This is a genomic window from Variovorax sp. GW822-FHT04E09 (assembly GCF_058800845.1).
Genome location: NZ_JBXAMR010000002.1, coordinates 798,961 through 817,914, shown reverse-complemented (window position 1 = coordinate 817,914; position 18,954 = coordinate 798,961). Strand labels below are relative to the sequence as shown.

Below are 18,954 nucleotides of genomic sequence, written 5' to 3'. Positions count from 1 at the left end.
ACCATGGATGCCAGCATTGTCCTGATCGTCTCCGCCTGCGTGTTCCTGGCCATCGGCGTGCCCGTGGCCTTCGCGCTCGGCCTGGCCACGGCCGCCACCCTGATCCTCGCGGAAAGCTACCCGCTGATGGTGCTGCTGAAGGAAACCTTCACCGGCATCGACAGCTTTCCGCTGATGGCCGTGCCCTTCTTCATCCTGGCCGCCGAGCTCATGAGCGGCGGCTCGCTCACCGAGGTGCTGCTGCGCTTTGCGGGCCAGTTCGTCGGCCACCGGCGCGGCGGGCTGGGCTACACCAACGTGGTGTCGCTGACCTTCTTCTCGGGCATCTCGGGCTCGGCGCTGGCCGACGCGGCTGGCCCCGGCTCGATGCTCATCAAGATGATGGACAAGGCCGGCTACGACCGCTCGTACGCAGCGGCGCTGACGGCCTCCACGGCCATCGTGGGACCGATCATTCCGCCCTCGATCATCATGATCATCTACGCGCTGCAGGACGAAACGGTGTCGGTCGGGCAGCTGTTCGTGGCCGGCATCGTGCCGGGCATCCTGATCGCGGTGGCGATGTGCGTGGTGAACTTCTACGTGTCGAAGAAGCGCAACTACAAGGGCGACGGCCAGACGCCGCCGCTGCGCGAAATTCTCATCACGACGTGGAAGGCGATTCCCGCCATCTTGTTGCCGGTGGTGATCCTGGGCGGCATGCGCGCCGGCTGGTTCACGCCCACCGAAGCCTCGGTGGTGGCGGTGTTCTACGCGCTGGTGTGCGGCAAGTTCATCTACCGCACGCTCGAGTGGAAGATGCTGCCCGACATCCTGTCGCGCTCGGCCCTGCTGTCGGCGTCGGTGCTGATCATCATCGGGCTGTCGGCCTCGTTCGCGTGGGTGCTGACCATCGAGGGCATTCCGCAGCAGATGGCCGAATGGCTCATCAGCATGAACCTCTCGCCGTGGATGTTCCTGATCATCGTCAACGTGTTCCTGCTCTTGTTCGGCATCTTCATCGAGCCGCTGCCGGGCGTGATGGTGCTGGCGCCGATCCTTGCGCCGGTGGCGATCAAGCTGGGCGTCGACCCGGTGCACTTCGCGATGATCGTGATCTTCAACCTCACGCTGGGCATGATCACGCCGCCGGTGGGCGGCCTGCTGTTCGTCACCTGCAACGTGTCGAAGGTACCGATGTCGGCGCTGGTGAAGGAACTGGTGCCCTTCCTGTGGGCGCACGGCGCGGTGCTGATGCTGCTGACCTTCGTGCCGATGCTCAGCACCTGGCTGCCGCGCGCGCTCGGGTTCAAGTAGCGGCGCAGGCCGCTCCCGTCCGCGCCTTCACCCGCCTCAGGCCGGCGGGTGCAGGTACTGGCTCGGCGGCACGCCGAGCGTGCGGCGGAACATCGCGGTGAAGGCGCTCGGGCTCTCGTAGCCGTGCGCCAGCGCCACCTCCAGGATCGACGCGCCGGCGGCCAGCCGCGGCAGGCTCAGCAGCAGCCGCGCCTGCCGGCACCACGCGCCGAAGGTCATGCCGGTCTCGCGTTCGAACAACCGCGCCAGCGTGCGCGCGTTCATGTGCAGCCGCGCGCCCCAGCCGTCGAGCGTGGCGGGCTGCGCGGGGTCGCGGATCAGCGCCTCGCACAGCGCGGCCAGGCGTGCGTGGCGCGGCATCGGCACATGCAGCGACAGCGCGGGCGCGGCCTCGATCTCGTCGAGGATGAGCTCCATCACGCGCTCGTCGCGCCCGCCCGGCGGGTAGTCCAGCGACAGCGACACGGCCGCCACGATCAGCTCACGCAGCAACGCGCCCACATGGATCACGCGGCACTCGGCCCCCAGGTCGGCGCGCGTGCCGGGCTCGACGAAGACGGTGCGCATCTTCACCTCGCCCGCCATGCGGATCTGGTGCGTCATGCCCGGCGGCACCCAGACGCCGCGCCCCGGCGGCACCACCCAGCTGCCCGCCGCCGCGCCGACCATCATCACGCCCGAGATCGCGTGGATGAGCTGCCCGCGCCGGTGCGCATGCGGCGGAATGAAGGCGTCGCCCGCCGGATCGGTGGCCAGCACGGCGACGGCGCGCGGGGTCGATTCGCCCTCGTCGGGGCGCAGATTCAGTTTGTCCATTTCACGACGATGTTTGCACATTCGTAGCGAGAACATCTTCCCCTGGCTTCCTACGATGGCTTTTCTCCCTCTTTTTCTCCAACCGGACATCCAGGAAAGAAGCCATCGCATGAACACGCGCCGACTCGGGCTGCTCACCGGCACCCATGCCGTCAACGACCTCTACCAGGGCCTCGTGCCCGCGCTGCTGCCCTTCATGGTGCTGGAGCGCGGCTACAGCTACACGGCCGTGAGCGGCCTGATGCTGGCGGCCACCGGGCTGTCGAGCGTGGTGCAGCCGCTGTTCGGCCTGTACGCCGACCGCCACCCGCGCGCCTGGCTGGTGCCCGTGGGTTTCCTGGTGGCGGCACTGGGCGTGGTGCTGGCGGGCCTGAGCCAGAGCTACCTGCTGACCTGGATCGCGGTCGCGCTGTGCGGGCTGGGCATCGCGGCCTACCACCCGCCCGCCACCGTGGCCGCGCGCGCGGCCGGCGGCGCCTCGCAGAAGGCGATGAGCGTGTTCTCGGTGGGCGGCACCATCGGCGCCTCGTTCGCGCCGGTGCTGGCGGCCACGGTCGTCGGCGGCGGCAGCCTGTCGCGCAGCTACCTGCTGGGCATTCCCGCGCTGGCGATGGGCGTGGTGTGGGTCGCGGCCAACGCGCGACGCAGCGCGGCCGCCCAGCGCGCGGCCACGGCGGCGCGCGCCGCGCAGGCCCGCGCCCAGGTGCTGAAACCGCACAACGACTGGCGCGCCTTCAGCCTGCTGGTGGCGACCATCGTGGGCTGGTCGATCCCGTACGTCACGGTGCTGTCGATGCTCTCGCTGCGCATCACGCGCGACCTGCACGGCAGCACCTTCCAGGGCGCCGCGGCGCTCACCGCCTTCACCGCCGCAGGGGCCGTGGGCACGCTGGCCGGCGGCTGGCTCGGCGACCGCATCGGGCGCATGGGCACGATCCGCTGCGGCTACCTGCTTGCGCTGCCGGCCATGGCGGGCCTCGTGCTCTCCTCCACGCCCGGCGCGGCGCTGGCCTGCACCGCGTGGCTCGGCATGAGCATGTTCCTGCCCTTCGCCGCGCAGGTGACGCTCGCGCAGGACTACCTGCCGCGCAACCCGGCCACCGCCAGCGGCATCACGCTCGGTCTCGCACTCTCGGTCGGCGGGCTGGTGTCGCCGCTGTTCGGCCTGCTGTCGGATGCGCGCGGGCTCGGCGTGACGCTCACGGTGGTGTTGTGCGTGCTGTGCGTCGCGACCGTGCTGGCCTTGCGGCTGCGCAATCGGACGGTGCAGGTGATGGCGGGCGAGGCTGCGGCGGCCTGAGCTCTGCCCCGCGCACCCGGTGCACAGGGCACTGGGTGCTTCCCGCAGCGAAATCAAGGAGGAGCCGAAGGCGGGGGACATTCGCGGAGGGAAGCACCCGGTGTCCTGTGCACACGCCCTGATCCACGAACCACCGAAATCCGTGGGCGATTCAACGCCGCACGCCTGCTCTTTCACTGCCAGAATCGACGCAAGCTTCGACGTCGAGCCTGACAGACAAGAAGAAGGAAAGAGAAGGACGCCATGCACCGAATCGTCGCCCAGGGCAGCAGCCTTGTCGCTGCCGGCTTGCTGGCCACCGCCGGTATCGCGGCCACGCCGGCCGCCGCGCCCGTTGCAGCCGTTGCACCAGCAGCCGCCCCCGCCAATCCCACCAATCCCGTCACCCACCTCGCCGAAGTGGAAAGCGCCGTGCGCGCCTGGGCCGCCGCCTGGTCCGCGCGCGACGTGGAGCGCTACCTCGCGGCCTACGCGAGCGACTTCACCCCCGCGCGCGGCCAGACCCGCGAGCGCTGGGAGGCCGACCGGCGCGCCCGCATCACGGGCAAGTCGCGCATCAGCGTGGGCATCGAGGGGCTGGTGATCAGCGTTCAGGGCACCTCGGCCAGCGCGCAGTTCCGGCAGGTCTACAGCGCCGACGCGCTCACCGAGACCGACCGCAAGACCCTCGAGCTGCAGCGCGTGGGCCCGCGCTGGCTGATCCGCAAGGAGAGCGCGGGCAACTGACGCGCGCCGCCTTGTCCCTGTAAGGCAAATGGTTCACGAAGATGTCACCACTTGCAACGATGCTGCAGCCTTCGACCTCCGAAAGCTGTGGCCGCCATGTTCCCCACCAAGACCGAGAAGGCACGCGACGAACTCCAGGCCGGGCAGCGCACGCTCAGCCAGCGTGAGCGCGCCCTGCTGCTCATGGCCGACGGCCGGCGCTCGCTGACCGACTTCAGCCCGCTGTTCCCCAGCCGCGTCGAGGCCGAGCAGGCGATCCAGGGACTGATGCAGCGCGGCTACCTGCAGGTCGCGCGCCCGGTCGCGCCGCCTCCCGCACCGGCCCCCACGCCCGTCCCCGCCGCCGAGCCGATCCAGGTCGCCACCTCGGCCGACAGCTTCGACGGCAAGCGCTCGCTGGCCACCACGCGCATGTTCCTGTTCGACATCTGCGAGCGCATGTTCGTGCGCCGCGACCCGCGCTTCGCCAACCAGATGCGCGACGCCCTGCGCGAGGCCCGCGACCGCGAGGCCATGCTGACCATCGCCGCGCTGATGCTCTCCGAGATCGAGAAGGCCGCCGGCCCCGAGCGCGCCGACTCGCTGCGCGAGCGCATCGACAAGCTGCTGCCGCCGGCCGAAACCGTGCACTGAGCCGCCAGCCCCGGCCCCGCGATCCACTACACTCGCCGGGTCAGGAGAGAGCCCCGCGCGACGGGGCCGCCGAAGGCGCAGGGGTTCCCCGAACGCTCAGGCAAAAGGACTGACAAGACGCCGGCAACCACCGGCGTTTCCTTGCTGGAGAGAGGCCGTGGCATTGCATGCGGCCCACCGAAGGAGCAAACCCCGATCGTGGGGCGAATCTCTCAGGTAAAGCGGACAGCAGGGGTGGCCCGTGGCGTTGCAGCCATGGATTTCGACTGCCCCTTTGGAGTGCCCCGTGGCTGCTTCTTCCGCTTCTGACGCCCAACTTCTCAAGACCCCGCTGTACGACCTGCACGTGGAGCTCGGCGCCCGCATGGTGCCCTTCGCCGGCTATTCCATGCCCGTGCAGTACCCCGCCGGCCTCATGGCCGAGCACAAGCACACGCGCGACGCGGCCGGCCTGTTCGACATCTCGCACATGGGCCAGTTGCGCCTGGTCGGCCCCGACGCCGCCGCCGCGTTCGAAACCCTGATGCCCGTCGACGTGATCGACCTGCCCGCCGGCAAGCAGCGCTACGGCCTGCTGCTGAACGACGAGGGCGGCATCCTCGACGACCTGATGTTCTTCAACGAAGGCAATGGCTCGCTCTTCGTGATCGTGAACGGCGCCTGCAAGGTGGCCGACATCGCCCACATCCAGGCCAGGATCGGCGCGCGCTGCCAGGTGCAGCCCCTGCCCGACCACGCGCTGCTGGCGCTGCAAGGCCCTCAGGCCGCCGCCACGCTGGCGCGCCTGTCGCCCGGCATCGAGCGCTTCGTGTTCATGACCGGCGGCGCGGTGCAGATCGGCGGCATCGCGGCCTTCGTCACCCGCAGCGGCTACACCGGCGAAGACGGCTTCGAGATCTCGGTGGCCGCAAAAGACGCCGACGCCCTCGCCCGCCTGCTGCTGGCGCAGCCCGAAGTGAAGCCCGTCGGCCTGGGCGCGCGCAACTCGCTGCGGCTCGAAGCCGGCCTGTGCCTGTACGGCAACGACATCGACACCACCACCACCCCGGTCGAAGCCTCGCTCAACTGGGCGATCCAGAAGGTGCGTCGCGCGGGCGGTGCGCGCGAAGGCGGCTTTCCGGGCGCGGCCAAGGTGCTGGCCCAGCTCGCCGCCGTCGCCTCGGGCGCGGCCGGCCACACCGACCACAAGACGCTCACGCGCAAGCGCGTCGGCCTCGTGGCACTCGAACGCATTCCGGTGCGCGACGGCACGCTGCTGCAGTCGCTCGAAGGGCACGACATCGGCGCCGTCACCAGCGGCCTGCTCGGCCCCACGGCCGACCGCTGCGTGGCCATGGGCTACGTGGCCGCCGCCTTCGCCGAGCCCGGCACGCGCGTGCAGGCCATCGTGCGCGGCAAGCCGGTGCCGATGGAGGTGTCAACGATGCCTTTCGTGCCGACCCGCTACTACCGCGGCTGACCGACACTGAACACCGCAGACCCGGCTAGGCTCTGCACCCCGATTCCATTTTTTCCACGAGGAGTTTTTTCATGAGCATCAAATACACCAAGGACCACGAATGGGTGGCGGCCGAAGGCGGCGCCGCCACCGTCGGCATCACCGTGCATGCGCAGGACGCGCTGGGCGACGTGGTGTTCGTCGACCTGCCCGAAGTGGGCAAGACCTTCGCGCAGGGCGAAGTCGCCGGTGTGGTCGAGTCGGTGAAGGCCGCCGCCGATGTGTTCATGCCCGTGTCGGGCGAGATCACCGAAGTGAACGAAGCGCTGCGCGCCGACCCGTCGCTGGCCAACAGCGACCCGCTGGCTGCCGGCTGGTTCTTCAAGGTCAAGCTGAGCGAGCCCGCGCAGCTCGACGCCCTGCTCGACGCCGCCAGCTACGACAAGTTCGCCGCCGAATCCTGATCCGCTGAACAGCAGCCGTTTCCTCGCACCTTCGTTCCTTCTCCCCGAGCCTTCACCGCCATGCCGATTCCCGCCCTTCCCTCTTTGCAAGAACTAGAGAACGCCGAAGAATTCCTCGCCCGCCACATCGGCATCGATGCAGCGGACGAGGCGCGCATGCTGCCGGTGATCGGCTCGGAAACGCGCGCGGAGCTCATCGACGGCATCGTGCCAGCGGCCATCCGCCGCGCCCGGCCGATGCGCCTGCCCGCGCCGGTCACCGAGGCCGACGCGCTGGCCGAGCTGAAGACGCTGGCGTCGAAGAACAAGGTGTTCAAGAGCTTCATCGGCCAGGGCTACTACGGCACCCACACGCCGGGCGTGATCCTGCGCAACATCCTGGAGAACCCCGCCTGGTACACCGCCTACACGCCCTACCAGGCCGAGATCTCGCAGGGCCGCATGGAAGCCCTGCTCAACTTCCAGACGATGGTGTGCGACCTCACGGGCATGGCCATCGCCAACGCCTCGATGCTCGACGAAGCCACGGCCGCCGCCGAGGCGATGACGCTCGCCAAGCGCAGCGTGAAAAGCAAGAGCAACGTGTTCCTGGTCTCGGGCGACTGCCATCCGCAGACCATCGAAGTCATCAAGACGCGCGCCGCGCCGCTGGGCATCGAGGTCAAGGTGAGCACCGTGTCGGAAACGCTGCCGCACCTGATGGTGAGCGGCGAGTTCTTCGGCGTGCTCGCGCAGTACCCGGCCACCACCGGCCACGTGCACGACCTGCGCCCGCTCGCAGGGCACGCGCACCAGTGCGACGCCGCCTTCATCGTCGCGGCCGACCTGCTGGCGCTGACGCTGCTGGTCGCCCCCGGCGAGTTCGATGCCGACATCGTCTGCGGCACCACGCAGCGCTTGGGCATGCCGCTGTGCAACGGCGGCCCGCATGCCGCCTACCTCGCCTGCCGCGATTCGTTCAAGCGCTCGCTGCCCGGCCGCCTCGTCGGCGTGAGCGTCGACACGCACGGCCAGCCCGCCTACCGCCTCGCGCTGCAGACGCGCGAGCAGCACATCCGCCGCGAGAAGGCCACCTCGAACATCTGCACCGCACAGGTGCTGCCGGCCGTGGTCGCCAGCATGTACGCCGTGTACCACGGCCCCGACGGCCTCACGCGCATCGCACAGCGCGTGGCCGTGCTCACCGCCATCCTCGCCAAGGGCCTGTCGCAGATGGGCCGCGAGCCGGTGAACACCACCGCCTTCGACTCGCTCACGATCCGCACCGGCGACGACACGGCCGCGATCATCGAACGCGCGCAGGCCGGCGGCGTCAACCTGCGCCAGCGCCTGCAGCAGCACCTGGGCATCTCGCTGGACGAAACCACCACGCGCGCCGACATCGAGACCCTGTGGGCCCTGTTCGTGCCCGCCGGCACCGCGATGCCGCGCTTCGACGAACTGGCCGCCAGCACCACGCCGCTGATTCCCGAGGACCTGCGCCGCACCAGCGCCTTCCTCACGCACCCGGTGTTCAACACCCACAAGAGCGAAACGGCGATGCTGCGCTACATCCGCAGCCTGTCGGACAAGGACCTCGCGCTCGACCGTAGCATGATCCCGCTGGGCAGCTGCACCATGAAGCTGAACGCGACCAGCGAGATGATCCCCATCACCTGGCCCGAGTTCGCGAACATCCACCCCTTCGCGCCCGCCGACCAGCTGCAGGGCTACGCCCAGCTCGACGCGCAGCTGCGCGCCTGGCTGTGCGAAGCGACCGGCTACGCGGGCATCAGCCTGCAGCCCAACGCGGGTTCTCAGGGCGAGTACGCGGGCCTGCTGGCCATCAAGTCCTTCCATGAAGCCAAGGGCCAGGGCCACCGCAACATCTGCCTGATTCCCTCGTCGGCGCACGGCACCAACCCGGCCAGCGCCCAGATGGTGGGCCTGCAGGTGGTGGTGACGGCCTGCGACGCGCAGGGCAACGTCGACATGGACGACCTCAAGCGCGCCTGCGAAAAGCACAGCGCCCACCTGGCCGCCGTGATGATCACCTACCCCAGCACGCACGGCGTGTTCGAAACGCGCGTGAAGGAACTGTGCGAGCTCGTGCATGAGCACGGCGGCCGCGTGTACGTCGACGGCGCCAACATGAACGCGCTGGTCGGCGTGGCCGCGCCGGGCGAGTTCGGCGGCGACGTGAGCCACCTGAACCTGCACAAGACCTTCTGCATCCCGCACGGCGGCGGCGGCCCGGGCGTCGGCCCGGTCTGCGTGGTCGAAGACCTCGTGCCCTACCTGCCGGGCCACGCCACGGCCGGCGTGCCCTCGAACGGCGTGGGCGCCGTGTCGGCCGCGCCGCTGGGCAACGCGGCCGTGCTGCCGATCAGCTGGATGTACTGCCGCATGATGGGTGCCAAGGGCCTGCAGGCCGCGACCGAAACGGCCATCCTCAGCGCCAACTACATCAGCGCCCGCCTGAAGGACCACTACCCCACGCTGTACGCGAGCCCCAACGGCCACGTCGCGCACGAGTGCATCCTCGACCTGCGTCCGCTCAAGGACACCAGCGGCGTCACCGCCGAAGACGTGGCCAAGCGCCTCATCGACTACGGCTTCCACGCGCCCACGCTGAGCTTCCCCGTGCCCGGCACGCTGATGGTGGAGCCCACCGAAAGCGAACCGCTGGCCGAGCTCGACCGCTTCGTCGACGCGATGATCGCCATCCGCGGCGAGATCCGCCGCGTCGAAGAAGGCGTCTGGTCGAAGGACGACAACCCGCTCAAGCACGCGCCGCACACCGCCGCCAGCCTGCTCGGCACGGAGTGGAGCCACCCGTACTCGCGCGAACTCGGCGCGTTCCCGCTGGCCGCACTCAAGCAGGCCAAGTACTGGCCGCCGATCGGGCGCGTCGACAACGTCTACGGCGACCGCAACCTGTTCTGCAGCTGCGTGCCGGTGAGCGAGTACCAGGAAACCGAAGAGGCCTGACGAAGGCGCGGCGGCGCAGGCCGCCCGCCGTTCAGCCTTCGCGGCGGTACATCGCCCACTTCACGGTGAGCAGGTCCGCGGCGATCTTCGCTGCGTTCACGCCCGCGTAGGTTTCGGACGGATCGAACGCGAAGGCCGCCTGGTAGCGCTTGATGTGCGCGTAGTCCCGATCGAAGGTCATCGGGCCCATGAGTTCGGTCGGGTCGGTGCCGGCGGGAAGCGCCAGGAATTTCCCGGGGTCGGTGGTGCTCTGGTAAAGATCGACGCTCATCAGGTTCATGGCTTGCCCTCGAAGCCGTAGGCGCAAATCATCTCGACCCTTCGCGCGGCATGCAATCGGCCCGCGCCTACAGGGCGTGCAGGCGGGGCGCTGTCAGTGCATCGCGCCTCAGGGCTGCTTCTTCTTCGCGATCTCGCCGGTGGCGATCTGCGCGCGCAGCCCGCGCAGGCTGGCCTTCATCTTGCGCTCGTTCTCGGGCCCCATGCGCACCAGGATCTTCTGGCCGGCCGAGAGCGATTCGAGCTTCGGATCGGCGTATTCGTAACGCACCCAGGGCCGTTGCGAGGGAATGTCGCCCTTCACCTCGACCAGCTTCACCTGCACCGGCCCCGTGGGCTCGGGCGCTTGCAGCAGGTGGTCGATCACGGCGATGAAGCGGTCGTTGAAATAGCGGCCCGGATAGCCCAGCTCTTCGTACGCCTGCTGGAACAGCGGGTACAGCCGCGCATACACCGCCGCCGCCTTGGCCGGATCGACAGCCCCGGCCAGCATCACGATGCCGTTGTAGCGCGCGGCGTTGTTCACCGCGATGGTCTGCACACCACCCTGCTGCGGCCCCTCGGTGATGAAGCGCTGCGGCGCGGGCTGCACGGGCCACTTGCTGGCGGGTGCCTGCTCGCGCGGCAGGTTGTCGACGGTGGCGACGAAGCGCCGCACCACGCCGTCGGACTGCAGGTAGGCCGCCACGGCCTTGCCGCCCAGCAGCTCGGTGAGCGCCTTCATCACGCGCGCATCGGAACTGGCCAGTGCGGGCAACGCGGCATCGGGTGGGGCCAGCGCCTCGACCGGGTTCTGCGGGCCCTTCGGCTCTTCGGCCTTGGGCGGCTCGGGGGGCGCGTCGTTCGGTGCGACGGCCACGGGCGCGGTCGGCAACGGCGCCAGTTGCTGCTGCTGGTACCAGCGCCAGCCGAAATAAGCCGCCACCAGCACGACCAGCGCCAGGCCGACGATGGTGCCCATCGGCGCTTCCTTGCGGGGTCGGAATTCAGGGGTGTCGCGGGGGGAGTCGGCGTCGGACATGGGCGGTTTCCTTTTGCGGGATGGCAGTGGGGAGACGAAAGGCAATGGTGCACTAGGATGGCCTGCACGGCCCGCACGATCGCCACGTTCTCGTAACCCCCTGTGACGCCCCACCCGCGCCGAAGTTCAGTCGCTCAGCCCGTCACGCGCCGCCGATGCGCACCACATGCGCCTCGCGCGGATCGACGCGGCCCGCGTGCAGGTCGGCGATCACCGCCTGCGCATGCGCGAAGCCACGGCCTTGCGCCAGCGTCATCCAGCGGTTGCCCGGCCGGCTCAGCTCGGCGATGAAGCGGCCCTGCGCGTCGTTGAAGCGGCGATTGACCTCCTGCGGCCCCCAGTCGGCATTGCGCTTGCGGATCTGCACGGGCGCGAAGTAGAGCTTCGGCGTGGGGCCGGGCAGCGCGCTGGTGTCGCCGAGGAATTCGGTTTTCTGCGCCGAGCCCGCATAGCAGTCGTACACCAGCGATTCGCCGAAGTGGTGGTGCACGGTGGCGCGCAGGTCGTCGTGGCCCGCGAAGTCGACGTACAGCGTGGGCACGTCGGCCGCGAGCGTGGCGATCTCGCCGTAGGCCACCGTGCGGTCGTAGCAGCCCAGCGCCTCGACGAAGGCGCGGTTGCCTTCGGAGGTGGCGGCGATCAGCTGCAGGCCTTCGCGGCGGCCAAGGCAGAAGGCCGTGCCGAACGCCGTCTTGCTCGATGCGCTCGACACCACGACCTGCGTTGCACCGAAGAAGGCGTTGTCTTCGAGAAAGTCAGCCAGCATGAACGAGGTGATGAACAGCGGGCGCACCAGCATCTGGTAGTCCTCCAGCGCGGCGACGTAGCCCGCGTCGTGGCTGCAGCGCATGTACTGGTTGTAGGCCGACACCAGTTCGCTGCGGTGCGCCGCACCGTCGTAGAAGCCGCGCGGCGTCACGCGCACCGGCTGCATGCGCAGGTGGCTCGCAATGGGAAAGTAGCCGTAGAAGCGCTCGCCCACGGCCACGCCTTCGACATTCGAGGCCACCACGTCGGCAAAGCCCCAGGCCGGCATGTGGCCCCAGTCGGCATCGCCGGTGGGAAAGAACTGCCAGTACTTCATCACCGCATCGCCGAAGGCCGCGTAGGTGATGTTGTTGGTGGTGAGCGAGAAGCGCTCGATCTGCATCAGCACCTCGCCCGGCTGCAGGCGGCCGTCGTCTTCCGAAGTGACGATGCGGGTGGTTCCGAGTGCGTTCTTGCGCGTTTCGAGGCGGGTTAAAGTGAATGCGTTGTTCATTCGCAAACTGTAGGACGGCCCGCTTCGCCGCGGGTTCGGAAACCCGGTCCATGCCCGCCGCACCCCGCTCCAAGCCCCTGAAACGCCCCACGCAGGCGCGCGGCAAGTTCACCGTGCAGGCCATCTACGACGCCTTTGTTCGGATTTGGCGCGCGCAGGGCTGGGAGGGCGTGACCACGCGCGCCGTGGCGCTCGAAACCGGCATCGCGGTCGGCACCTTCTACGACTACTTCCCCGACAAGGAAGCGCTGCTCTCGGGCTATGTGCGCCACTGCGTCGAGGCGCTGCTCGCGCGGCTCGACGAAGAGGTGATCGCGCCTTCAGGCATCGACTGGCGCGAACGCGTCAAACGCCTCGTGCGCCTCACCTGCGACACGCACCTCGACGGGCTGCCCGCCTTCGACCACGAGATGCTGATGCTCGAACACCGCGTGGCCGAACCCAAGCACCACCGGCGCGTGTACGACGAGCTGCTCGCGCGCTGGACGCAGGCCTTCGCCGCCTGCCGCGACCTGCAGCCGCCGCCCTCACCCGCCACCGTGCAGGCGCTGCTGACCGCGGCCTGGGGCGGGCGCCGCTACCGGCTGCTGGTGCAGCCCGACGACGCGACGGGCGATGCGTGGGTCGCCGAGATGGAAGCGATGGTCACGGCGCGGCTGTTGGCGCGCTGAGCGCCTGCAGCCACGCCAGCGTGCCCTGCAGCTCGGCCGGGCGGATCTCGTGCGCGCCCGGGAAGTCCGAGCCCGACAGCGCCAGCGGCAGCCCGCGCGCCAGTTCGCGCGTGGCCTGCGCGGCGCTCGGCGGAATCACGTTGTCGGCGCTGCCGTGGCTCACCCACAGCGCCTTGCCCGCGAAGGCCTCGGGCGGCGCGATGTGCGGCACCACCTCGGGCAGCAGCCGGCTGTGCCACACCAGCGCGGCGCGCAGCTTCTCGGGCTGCGTGAGCAGCAGCGACAGCGACATGATCCCGCCCTGGCTGAAGCCGCCGACCACCACGCGCTCGGGCGGAATGCCCAGCTGCTGCGACGCCGACGTGACCATCTCGCCGATGAGGAAGCGGCTTTCGCGCTCCTGTTCCTCGTCGATGCGGCGCCCGCCGTCGGCCAGCACCTGGAACTCGAACCACGCGTAGGAACCGGGCGACAGCACATACGGCGCGCGCAGGCTCAGCACGTGGAACTGCGGCGGCATCATGCGCGCCAGCCCGAACAGGTCTTGCTCGTTGCTGCCCACGCCGTGCATCAGCACGAGCAGCCAGGGTTCAGGGCCGCCCGAGGGTGCGGGATGGTGCAGGAACTGCAGGGGCAGATGGAGCGATGTCATGGGTCGGAAGGGTCTCGAAAAAGATGACGGACGGCGCGGCTCAGCGAAAGCCCTTGGCCAGCGCCCGCGTGACCTCGGCCGAGGACACCTCGCGGCAGCCGGTGGCGTTCTGCCCCGACCACAGCGGAGAAAAATCGCCGCTGCCCTGCGCCTCGGCCTTGGCGCGCAGCGGCGCGATGCCCGAGGTGGCGAGCGGAAATTCCGGCGCCGGGCCGATGGGGCCCAGCTCGCGCATCACGCGGTTGACGATGCCGCGCGCCGGCCGGCCGGTGAACAGATTGGTGAGCGCCGTGTGGCGCGCGGCCTCGCTCTTCAGCGCCGCGCGGTGCAGCGCGCTGGTCATGGCCTCGGGCGTCAGCAGGTAGGCCGTGCCGACCTGCACGCCGGCCGCGCCCAGCGCCATGGCCGCGGCCACGCCGTCGGCATCCGCGATGCCGCCGGCCGCGATCACCGGCACCTTCAATGCGCGCACCAGCTGCGGCAGCAACGCGAAGGTGCCGAGCTGCTTCGTCAGGTCGTGCGACAAGAAGTGGCCGCGGTGCCCGCCGGCCTCCAGCCCCTGCGCGATGACCGCGTCGACACCCTTCGCCTCGAGCCACAGCGCCTCGTCGACGGTGGTGGCCGAAACCAGCACCTTCGCGCCCCAGCCGCGCACCTTGGCCAGCAGCGGCTCGGGCGGCAGCCCGAAATGGAAGCTCACCACCGGCGGCTTGAACTCGGCCAGCAGGTCGGCCACCTCGGCGCTGAAGGGGTTGCGCCCGGGGCCGGTCGGGATGCCCGCGGGGTCGATGCCGAACTCGGCGTAGTACGGCCCCAGCGCGGCGCGCCAGGCGGCCTCGCGTGCCTCGTCCGGCGTGGGCGGGGTGTGGGCGAAGAAGTTGACGTTGAAGGGCTTGTCGGTGCCCGCGCGGATCGCCGCGAGTTCGCTGCGCATCGCGTCGGGCCCGAGCATCGCGCACGGCAGCGACCCCAGCGCGCCTTCGTTGCACACCGCGATCGCCATCGCGCTGGCCTGCGCGCCGGCCATCGGCGCCTGGATCAATGGAAGTTCGGTGCCGAGGATCTGTTGCAACGTCGTCATTCGGGGTGCGCTCCTGTGTCCATGTGTCGAATGCACGGCATTGTCCGGCCAAGCCGTTGAGCGCGGCGCCCGCGGGGTCATCGGGACAGGTCAGCAGCAGCAGCGCGCAGCCTGCCGCAGGCTCACTCCTCGCTGGTCCACTCCACCTGCACGCCCAGGCTGCGCAGGTTCTCGACGAAGCGCGGGTGCGCGCGCCGGATCGGCGTGGCGTTGCGGATCTCGGACTTGCCTTCGATGCTGGCGGCCACCATGAACAGCGCGATCGCCACGCGGATGATGTAGGGGCTCTCGACCACCGCCGGCGTGAGCGCGTGGCCGCCGAAGGTGATGAGCCGGTGCGGGTCGGACGAGAACACGTGCGCGCCGAACTTCGACAGCTCGCCGGTCCAGCCCAGCGCACCGTCGTACACCTTGTTCCAGAACATCGCGTTGCCCTGCGCGCGCACGCCCAGCGCAATGAAGATCGGCAGCAGGTCGACCGGGAAGTACGGCCACGGCGCGGCCTCCACCTTGGTGAGCACGTTGCTGGTGAACGGCGTCTGCACCTTCAGCGGGCCGCTGCGGATGGCGCGCGACCAGCCGTCGGCATGCTCGATCTGCACGCCGAACTTGGCAAAGGTGCGGTCGATGAGCGGAAAGTTGCCCGGCGCGCTGTTGCGCACCACGACGTCGCCGCCGGTGATCGCGCCCAGCGCCAGGAAGGTGGTGATCTCGTGGAAGTCTTCGTCGAAGCGGAACTCGCCGCCGCCCAGCGTGCCGCCGCCATGCACCGTGAGCCGCGAGGTGCCCATGCCCTCGATGCGCACGCCGATCATGGCCATGAAGCGGCAGAACTCCTGCACGTGCGGCTCCGAGGCCGCGTTGGTGAGCGTCGAGGTGCCGCCCGCGGCGGCCGCGCACAGCACGAAGTTCTCGGTGGTCGTCACCGAGGCGTAGTCCAGCCAGTGGTCGGTGGGCGTGAGCCGGCCGGGCGCGTACACCAGCAGCGAGCCCTCGGTGCGCTCCACCTGGCCGCCGAAGCGCTGGAACACCTCGACGTGCGGATCGATCTCGCGCACGCCCAGCGTGCAGCCCTTGACGTTGTCTTCCAGCCGCGCCACGCCGAAGCGCGCCAGAAGCGGCGGCACCAGCATGATCGACGAGCGCATTTCCTCGGGCAGGCGGTGGAGCGCCGCATCGAAGGTGGTGGCGCGGTGGTGCAGCTCGAGCGTGCCGCTCTCGTGGTCCATGCGGACCTCGCTGCCCAGCGTGCGGAAGATGTCGAGGATCTTGCGCACGTCGGTGATGTCGGGCACCCCGTGCAGCCGCAGCGGTTCGCCGGTGAGCAAGGTGGCGCACAGCACCGGCAGCACCGCGTTCTTGTTGGCGGAGGGAATGATGCGGCCGCGAAGGGGCGTACCGCCGTGCACGATGAGGTTGGACATGAAAGGGGGCGAACAGAGGGGCGAAGGCACGAACTGTTCGCGCCGGACGGCGGAACTTTACCGTTGGAAACGACGGGTTTCCGGGGGCTCAGTTGTAAGAATTTGGAAACGCCCGCGGCGCGCCGGTGCGGCCGCGGCGTGGCCTGGGAGGCCGGTCAGGCCTTGCGCTGGAAGCCCGGCGCCTGGTCGACTTCGGTCGGCTTGTAGATCTTGTGCGCCGCCGTCGCGCTGCCCGCGTCGGCCACCACCAGCAGGCGCCACAGCGGCTCGCGCACGGCGCACAGGCTTTCCTCGGGCGTGAGCGCGAAGGTCGGCAGCGCCGGGGCGGTGCCCTTCACGACCACCTTGAGCAGCATCGCGCCCTTGGCGTTCGACACCTCGATGTCGTAGCCCAGTGCCTTGCTGGTGACGTCTTCCGCGTTGTAGCCGTAGCCCTTGAAGTGGCCCATGACATAGGCCATGGCGGCGGCCTGCACGGCGTCCGTCGTGGTCGGGCCGGCCGGGGCCGCGTCGGCGTCGTCGGCCGCCGGCACACCGCCGCGGGCCTTGGCGGCCGTGATGTCGGCCTCGGTCGGCACCCAGCCGCGCGCGCCGCGCACCAGCACGGCGAGCTGCTGTTCGGGCTCCCAGCTCGCGACGTGCCATTCGGCGTCGTCGCGCACGCGGGTCGAGACCTTGGCGCTCTTGTTGCTCTCGAGCTCGGCGATGGCGACGCGGTTGGTCTGCAGCACGGCGCGGAAGCCCTGGCCGGCGTCGAAGGTGCGCTTGAGCAGGGCCAGGCGGTCCTTGGCGCGCTGCGCCTGCTGGGCGCTGCGCACGCCGCCGCCGGGGCGGCGCTGGGCGTCGAGCGATTCCAGGTAGAACCAGCGGCCACCGGCCGCCACGCTCACGTACTCGCCCCAGATGGTGGCGATGACGTTGTCGCCGGTGGCGAGCCAGGCGTGCTCGAACGGCTTGTCGCGTGCGTCGAACACCCCCATCTTGGCGACGATTTCGACCGGCGTGAGGCGCGGTCCGGAGAGCCGCATCTCATCGATGGCGGCGAGCACGGAGGGGTCGACTTCCTTGTCCATTCAGCGGAATTCTGGCGAGTTGGGAGGGGGTGGGAGTATGCCGCATCGGCCGTCGCTCCCCGGTGCCCGGCGCCGCGGCGCGTGTACCCTCCGTGCCTTGAAAGCCCCCGCATGCACGACCTGCTGACCTCCTACTTCTGGCACGGCGACACGCTGCGCAGCCGCAGCGTGAGCGGCATCGTGCACGCGGCCCTGCTCGACGTGCCCGAGCCCCCGGCGCGCCTCGTGGCTGACTGGCAGCGGGAGATCGCCACGAACGTGCCGCTCGAACCCGGTGATGTCGAGCCCATGCCGCTGGCCCGCGCACGCACGCGCTGGCCCGACTACGCGCGGTGCGTGCAGGCGATGTCAGGCTGGCTGGGCACGCTGGGCCTGCCCGCGTCTTTGCTGCCCGCCAGCGACGTCGCCCTGATGGCCTGCCGCGGCGCCCGCTACCACCACGATGGCGCGCAGTACGGCGGCGCGGCCTTCTGCAACCTGTTCCTCAGCGAAGACAAGGGCCTGGACGTGCACTTTCCCGTCACCGGCCACCGCATCGCGCTCACGCGGGGCACGGCCCTGCTGTTCGACACGGGCCAGCCCCACGCCGTCGTGCCGCGCGGCAGCGACCACGGTTTCGATGCGGCCGACTTCCCGTCTTCGCTCGATCGCACGCAGCTGTTCCTGACCTGGGAGCTGTCGATCGAAGACGCGCAGGTGGCGCGCCTGCTCGGCGTCGGCTTCGATGTCGATCCGGTCACCGCGTCGCAGCTCGATGAAGAACAGGTCCGGGTGAACGGCGAACAGGCCGAGGTCTGCGCGAACTCCGGCCGCTGGCTCAGCGACACGTAGCGAACGAACGATCAATCGCCCTGGCGGTAGTGAGTCCCCGGCCGCGCCGCCGAATCGATGATGTCCCGCCACGACTTTCCCGCGCTGCGCAGTTGCTCGATCGACGGGCCCAGCGTGTTGCCGTAGCGGCTGTGCGACCTGGCTTCGAGGGCCTGCAGCTCGTGCGAGGGCGTCAGCGCGCGGTAGTGCAGCTTGAGATCGTCCCGCTGCGCGAAGATCCAGCGCGCCACCTGTTCTTCACTCACACCATCGGCCAGCATCCGCGCAGCGGCAGGCCCCAGCTCGGCCACGGCCGCTTCGTAGGTCTTGCGTACGTTGAGGTCTGCCATGCGGACTCTGAAGTGGATGTGACGGGCGAGTCGGCCCATTGTGCATACGACGAGGGCGCTACAGTGGCTGTCCCCTCATCTCTTTTCGTGCATGCCCGGAGCCCAAACGATGCGCCACCTCTTCAACGTGTTCGGCCGCACCCTGCGCGTCGAAATGACCGATGCCCGCTGGCGCAGCCACTGGGTCGGCGCCGACGGAAAACTGGGCCTCGCCCAGCTCGCGATTCCACCGGACGTGACGCCGGCCGACCTCGCGCAGTACCTCTACGACATCTACCACGAGAACGCGACGCCGACGAACGGCGATGTCTTCGAGATCGGCGCGAAGTGAGCCCGTCGTCGCTATCGCTGCGCGGCCTTCGATGACGCGCGCAACATCAGCCAGGCCACGCCGCCGAACGCCAGCACGAACACCAACAGCGGCCCCACCTCCCGGGCCCTGAAGCCCTCGCTCACGAGGTTGCCAAGCAAGGTCCACGGCACCAGCGGAAACGCGAGCAGCACCACCACCGCGGGCACATGCGCGTGCAGCGGAAAAAGAACCAGCGCAAGACCCGTCGACAGCAGGCTCGCCACCAGGTACGCGAACAGAAGCTTGAACACCACTTTCATGCGGCGATTCTGACCGCCCTCTTTTGCCCACGCCGGGGTGACAGATGACACGGCAATCTGCTACACCTCGCGGTACC

20 protein-coding genes and 2 riboswitches are annotated in these 18,954 nt (G+C 69.6%); of the genes, 10 read left to right on the top strand and 10 right to left on the bottom strand.

Annotation, left to right across the window (positions count from 1 at the left end; all coding sequences use genetic code 11):
• Positions 1-3: 3 nt before the first annotated feature.
• Entirely contained in the window at positions 4-1,296 is a 1,293-nt protein-coding gene (locus AC1RL8_RS11215) for a TRAP transporter large permease (RefSeq protein WP_062474420.1), read from the top strand.
• A 36-nt stretch (positions 1,297-1,332) separates the two neighbouring features.
• On the opposite strand, the gene AC1RL8_RS11210 is transcribed toward AC1RL8_RS11215, so the two are convergent.
• Positions 1,333-2,112: an AraC family transcriptional regulator gene (locus tag AC1RL8_RS11210; RefSeq protein WP_492685329.1), complete on the bottom strand. Its 780-nt coding sequence runs from the start codon at positions 2,110-2,112 to the stop codon at positions 1,333-1,335.
• 109 nt (positions 2,113-2,221) lie between these two features.
• Between AC1RL8_RS11210 and AC1RL8_RS11205 the strand changes: the two genes are divergently transcribed.
• The 6 genes from AC1RL8_RS11205 to gcvP all read left to right on the top strand — a co-directional run bounded on the left by AC1RL8_RS11205 (position 2,222) and on the right by gcvP (position 9,643).
• Positions 2,222-3,412: an MFS transporter gene (locus AC1RL8_RS11205; RefSeq protein WP_492685328.1), complete on the top strand. Its 1,191-nt coding sequence runs from the start codon at positions 2,222-2,224 to the stop codon at positions 3,410-3,412.
• Positions 3,413-3,655: 243 nt separating this feature from the next.
• Positions 3,656-4,138, top strand: a complete 483-nt coding sequence (locus tag AC1RL8_RS11200) for a L,D-transpeptidase Cds6 family protein (RefSeq protein ID WP_159272259.1) — start codon at positions 3,656-3,658, stop codon at positions 4,136-4,138.
• Between the two features lie 96 nt (positions 4,139-4,234).
• Positions 4,235-4,771: a hypothetical protein gene (locus AC1RL8_RS11195; protein WP_062474467.1), complete on the top strand. Its 537-nt coding sequence runs from the start codon at positions 4,235-4,237 to the stop codon at positions 4,769-4,771.
• A gap of 31 nt (positions 4,772-4,802) precedes the next feature.
• A riboswitch (glycine riboswitch) is annotated at positions 4,803-4,893 on the top strand.
• Positions 4,894-4,905: 12 nt separating this feature from the next.
• Positions 4,906-5,010, top strand: a riboswitch (glycine riboswitch).
• Positions 5,011-5,057: 47 nt separating this feature from the next.
• Positions 5,058-6,230, top strand: a complete 1,173-nt coding sequence (gene gcvT / locus AC1RL8_RS11190) for a glycine cleavage system aminomethyltransferase GcvT (RefSeq protein WP_492685327.1) — start codon at positions 5,058-5,060, stop codon at positions 6,228-6,230.
• A 71-nt stretch (positions 6,231-6,301) separates the two neighbouring features.
• Positions 6,302-6,673 (top strand): glycine cleavage system protein GcvH, encoded by a 372-nt coding sequence (gcvH, locus tag AC1RL8_RS11185; protein ID WP_062474411.1) that lies wholly within the window; start codon positions 6,302-6,304, stop codon positions 6,671-6,673.
• Positions 6,674-6,733: 60 nt separating this feature from the next.
• Positions 6,734-9,643: an aminomethyl-transferring glycine dehydrogenase gene (gene gcvP / locus AC1RL8_RS11180; RefSeq protein ID WP_492685326.1), complete on the top strand. Its 2,910-nt coding sequence runs from the start codon at positions 6,734-6,736 to the stop codon at positions 9,641-9,643.
• 31 nt (positions 9,644-9,674) lie between these two features.
• On the opposite strand, the gene AC1RL8_RS11175 is transcribed toward gcvP, so the two are convergent.
• The 3 genes from AC1RL8_RS11175 to AC1RL8_RS11165 all read right to left on the bottom strand — a co-directional run bounded on the left by AC1RL8_RS11175 (position 9,675) and on the right by AC1RL8_RS11165 (position 12,204).
• Complete coding sequence (locus AC1RL8_RS11175; protein WP_062474407.1) at positions 9,675-9,923, bottom strand: hypothetical protein; 249 nt, start codon at positions 9,921-9,923, stop codon at positions 9,675-9,677.
• Positions 9,924-10,031: 108 nt separating this feature from the next.
• Positions 10,032-10,943 carry a DUF3014 domain-containing protein gene (locus AC1RL8_RS11170; protein ID WP_492685325.1) on the bottom strand — a complete coding sequence of 304 codons (912 nt, stop codon included), beginning with the start codon at positions 10,941-10,943 and terminating at the stop codon, positions 10,032-10,034.
• A 142-nt stretch (positions 10,944-11,085) separates the two neighbouring features.
• Positions 11,086-12,204, bottom strand: coding sequence for a DUF2855 family protein (locus tag AC1RL8_RS11165; RefSeq protein ID WP_492685324.1), 1,119 nt, complete (start codon positions 12,202-12,204; stop codon positions 11,086-11,088).
• Positions 12,205-12,254: 50 nt separating this feature from the next.
• Between AC1RL8_RS11165 and AC1RL8_RS11160 the strand changes: the two genes are divergently transcribed.
• A complete protein-coding gene (locus AC1RL8_RS11160; RefSeq protein ID WP_492685323.1) occupies positions 12,255-12,875 on the top strand; it encodes a TetR/AcrR family transcriptional regulator in 621 nt (206 codons plus the stop codon).
• On the opposite strand, the gene AC1RL8_RS11155 is transcribed toward AC1RL8_RS11160, so the two are convergent.
• The 4 genes from AC1RL8_RS11155 to AC1RL8_RS11140 all read right to left on the bottom strand — a co-directional run bounded on the left by AC1RL8_RS11155 (position 12,850) and on the right by AC1RL8_RS11140 (position 17,105).
• Positions 12,850-13,527 carry an alpha/beta hydrolase gene (locus AC1RL8_RS11155; protein ID WP_070059384.1) on the bottom strand — a complete coding sequence of 226 codons (678 nt, stop codon included), beginning with the start codon at positions 13,525-13,527 and terminating at the stop codon, positions 12,850-12,852. The two genes, AC1RL8_RS11160 and AC1RL8_RS11155, sit on opposite strands and share 26 nt — an antisense overlap.
• A 40-nt stretch (positions 13,528-13,567) precedes the next feature.
• Positions 13,568-14,608: an NAD(P)H-dependent flavin oxidoreductase gene (locus AC1RL8_RS11150; protein ID WP_492685322.1), complete on the bottom strand. Its 1,041-nt coding sequence runs from the start codon at positions 14,606-14,608 to the stop codon at positions 13,568-13,570.
• Positions 14,609-14,730: 122 nt separating this feature from the next.
• Entirely contained in the window at positions 14,731-16,032 is a 1,302-nt protein-coding gene (locus tag AC1RL8_RS11145) for a UDP-N-acetylglucosamine 1-carboxyvinyltransferase (protein WP_390344806.1), read from the bottom strand.
• 155 nt (positions 16,033-16,187) lie between these two features.
• Positions 16,188-17,105: a protein NO VEIN domain-containing protein gene (locus tag AC1RL8_RS11140; protein WP_095947426.1), complete on the bottom strand. Its 918-nt coding sequence runs from the start codon at positions 17,103-17,105 to the stop codon at positions 16,188-16,190.
• Positions 17,106-17,216: 111 nt separating this feature from the next.
• On the opposite strand from AC1RL8_RS11140, the gene AC1RL8_RS11135 reads away from it, so the two are divergent.
• On the top strand, positions 17,217-17,936 hold the full coding sequence (locus AC1RL8_RS11135; protein WP_492685321.1) for a hypothetical protein: 720 nt from the start codon (positions 17,217-17,219) through the stop codon (positions 17,934-17,936).
• A gap of 11 nt (positions 17,937-17,947) precedes the next feature.
• On the opposite strand, the gene AC1RL8_RS11130 is transcribed toward AC1RL8_RS11135, so the two are convergent.
• The gene (locus AC1RL8_RS11130; RefSeq protein WP_447743386.1) at positions 17,948-18,265 is read right to left on the bottom strand and encodes a hemagglutinin; all 318 of its coding nucleotides are present in this window, start codon (positions 18,263-18,265) and stop codon (positions 17,948-17,950) included.
• A gap of 109 nt (positions 18,266-18,374) precedes the next feature.
• Between AC1RL8_RS11130 and AC1RL8_RS11125 the strand changes: the two genes are divergently transcribed.
• A complete protein-coding gene (locus tag AC1RL8_RS11125; protein WP_493196471.1) occupies positions 18,375-18,596 on the top strand; it encodes a DUF7661 family protein in 222 nt (73 codons plus the stop codon).
• An 11-nt stretch (positions 18,597-18,607) separates the two neighbouring features.
• On the opposite strand, the gene AC1RL8_RS11120 is transcribed toward AC1RL8_RS11125, so the two are convergent.
• Entirely contained in the window at positions 18,608-18,877 is a 270-nt protein-coding gene (locus AC1RL8_RS11120) for a hypothetical protein (protein WP_095947423.1), read from the bottom strand.
• Positions 18,878-18,954: the final 77 nt, after the last annotated feature.

What these genes read in the sequence shown, in the direction of transcription:
- AC1RL8_RS11215 (WP_062474420.1), top strand. Translation starts at nt 4, where the DNA reads ATGGATGCCAGCATTGTCCTGATCGTCTCCGCCTGCGTGTTCCTGGCC.
- AC1RL8_RS11210 (WP_492685329.1), bottom strand. Translation starts at nt 2,112, where the DNA reads ATGGACAAACTGAATCTGCGCCCCGACGAGGGCGAATCGACCCCGCGC.
- AC1RL8_RS11205 (WP_492685328.1), top strand. Translation starts at nt 2,222, where the DNA reads ATGAACACGCGCCGACTCGGGCTGCTCACCGGCACCCATGCCGTCAAC.
- AC1RL8_RS11200 (WP_159272259.1), top strand. Translation starts at nt 3,656, where the DNA reads ATGCACCGAATCGTCGCCCAGGGCAGCAGCCTTGTCGCTGCCGGCTTG.
- AC1RL8_RS11195 (WP_062474467.1), top strand. Translation starts at nt 4,235, where the DNA reads ATGTTCCCCACCAAGACCGAGAAGGCACGCGACGAACTCCAGGCCGGG.
- gcvH (WP_062474411.1), top strand. Translation starts at nt 6,302, where the DNA reads ATGAGCATCAAATACACCAAGGACCACGAATGGGTGGCGGCCGAAGGC.
- gcvP (WP_492685326.1), top strand. Translation starts at nt 6,734, where the DNA reads ATGCCGATTCCCGCCCTTCCCTCTTTGCAAGAACTAGAGAACGCCGAA.
- AC1RL8_RS11175 (WP_062474407.1), bottom strand. Translation starts at nt 9,923, where the DNA reads ATGAACCTGATGAGCGTCGATCTTTACCAGAGCACCACCGACCCCGGG.
- AC1RL8_RS11170 (WP_492685325.1), bottom strand. Translation starts at nt 10,943, where the DNA reads ATGTCCGACGCCGACTCCCCCCGCGACACCCCTGAATTCCGACCCCGC.
- AC1RL8_RS11165 (WP_492685324.1), bottom strand. Translation starts at nt 12,204, where the DNA reads ATGAACAACGCATTCACTTTAACCCGCCTCGAAACGCGCAAGAACGCA.
- AC1RL8_RS11160 (WP_492685323.1), top strand. Translation starts at nt 12,255, where the DNA reads ATGCCCGCCGCACCCCGCTCCAAGCCCCTGAAACGCCCCACGCAGGCG.
- AC1RL8_RS11155 (WP_070059384.1), bottom strand. Translation starts at nt 13,527, where the DNA reads ATGACATCGCTCCATCTGCCCCTGCAGTTCCTGCACCATCCCGCACCC.
- AC1RL8_RS11150 (WP_492685322.1), bottom strand. Translation starts at nt 14,608, where the DNA reads ATGACGACGTTGCAACAGATCCTCGGCACCGAACTTCCATTGATCCAG.
- AC1RL8_RS11145 (WP_390344806.1), bottom strand. Translation starts at nt 16,032, where the DNA reads ATGTCCAACCTCATCGTGCACGGCGGTACGCCCCTTCGCGGCCGCATC.
- AC1RL8_RS11140 (WP_095947426.1), bottom strand. Translation starts at nt 17,105, where the DNA reads ATGGACAAGGAAGTCGACCCCTCCGTGCTCGCCGCCATCGATGAGATG.
- AC1RL8_RS11135 (WP_492685321.1), top strand. Translation starts at nt 17,217, where the DNA reads ATGCACGACCTGCTGACCTCCTACTTCTGGCACGGCGACACGCTGCGC.
- AC1RL8_RS11130 (WP_447743386.1), bottom strand. Translation starts at nt 18,265, where the DNA reads ATGGCAGACCTCAACGTACGCAAGACCTACGAAGCGGCCGTGGCCGAG.
- AC1RL8_RS11125 (WP_493196471.1), top strand. Translation starts at nt 18,375, where the DNA reads ATGCGCCACCTCTTCAACGTGTTCGGCCGCACCCTGCGCGTCGAAATG.
- AC1RL8_RS11120 (WP_095947423.1), bottom strand. Translation starts at nt 18,877, where the DNA reads ATGAAAGTGGTGTTCAAGCTTCTGTTCGCGTACCTGGTGGCGAGCCTG.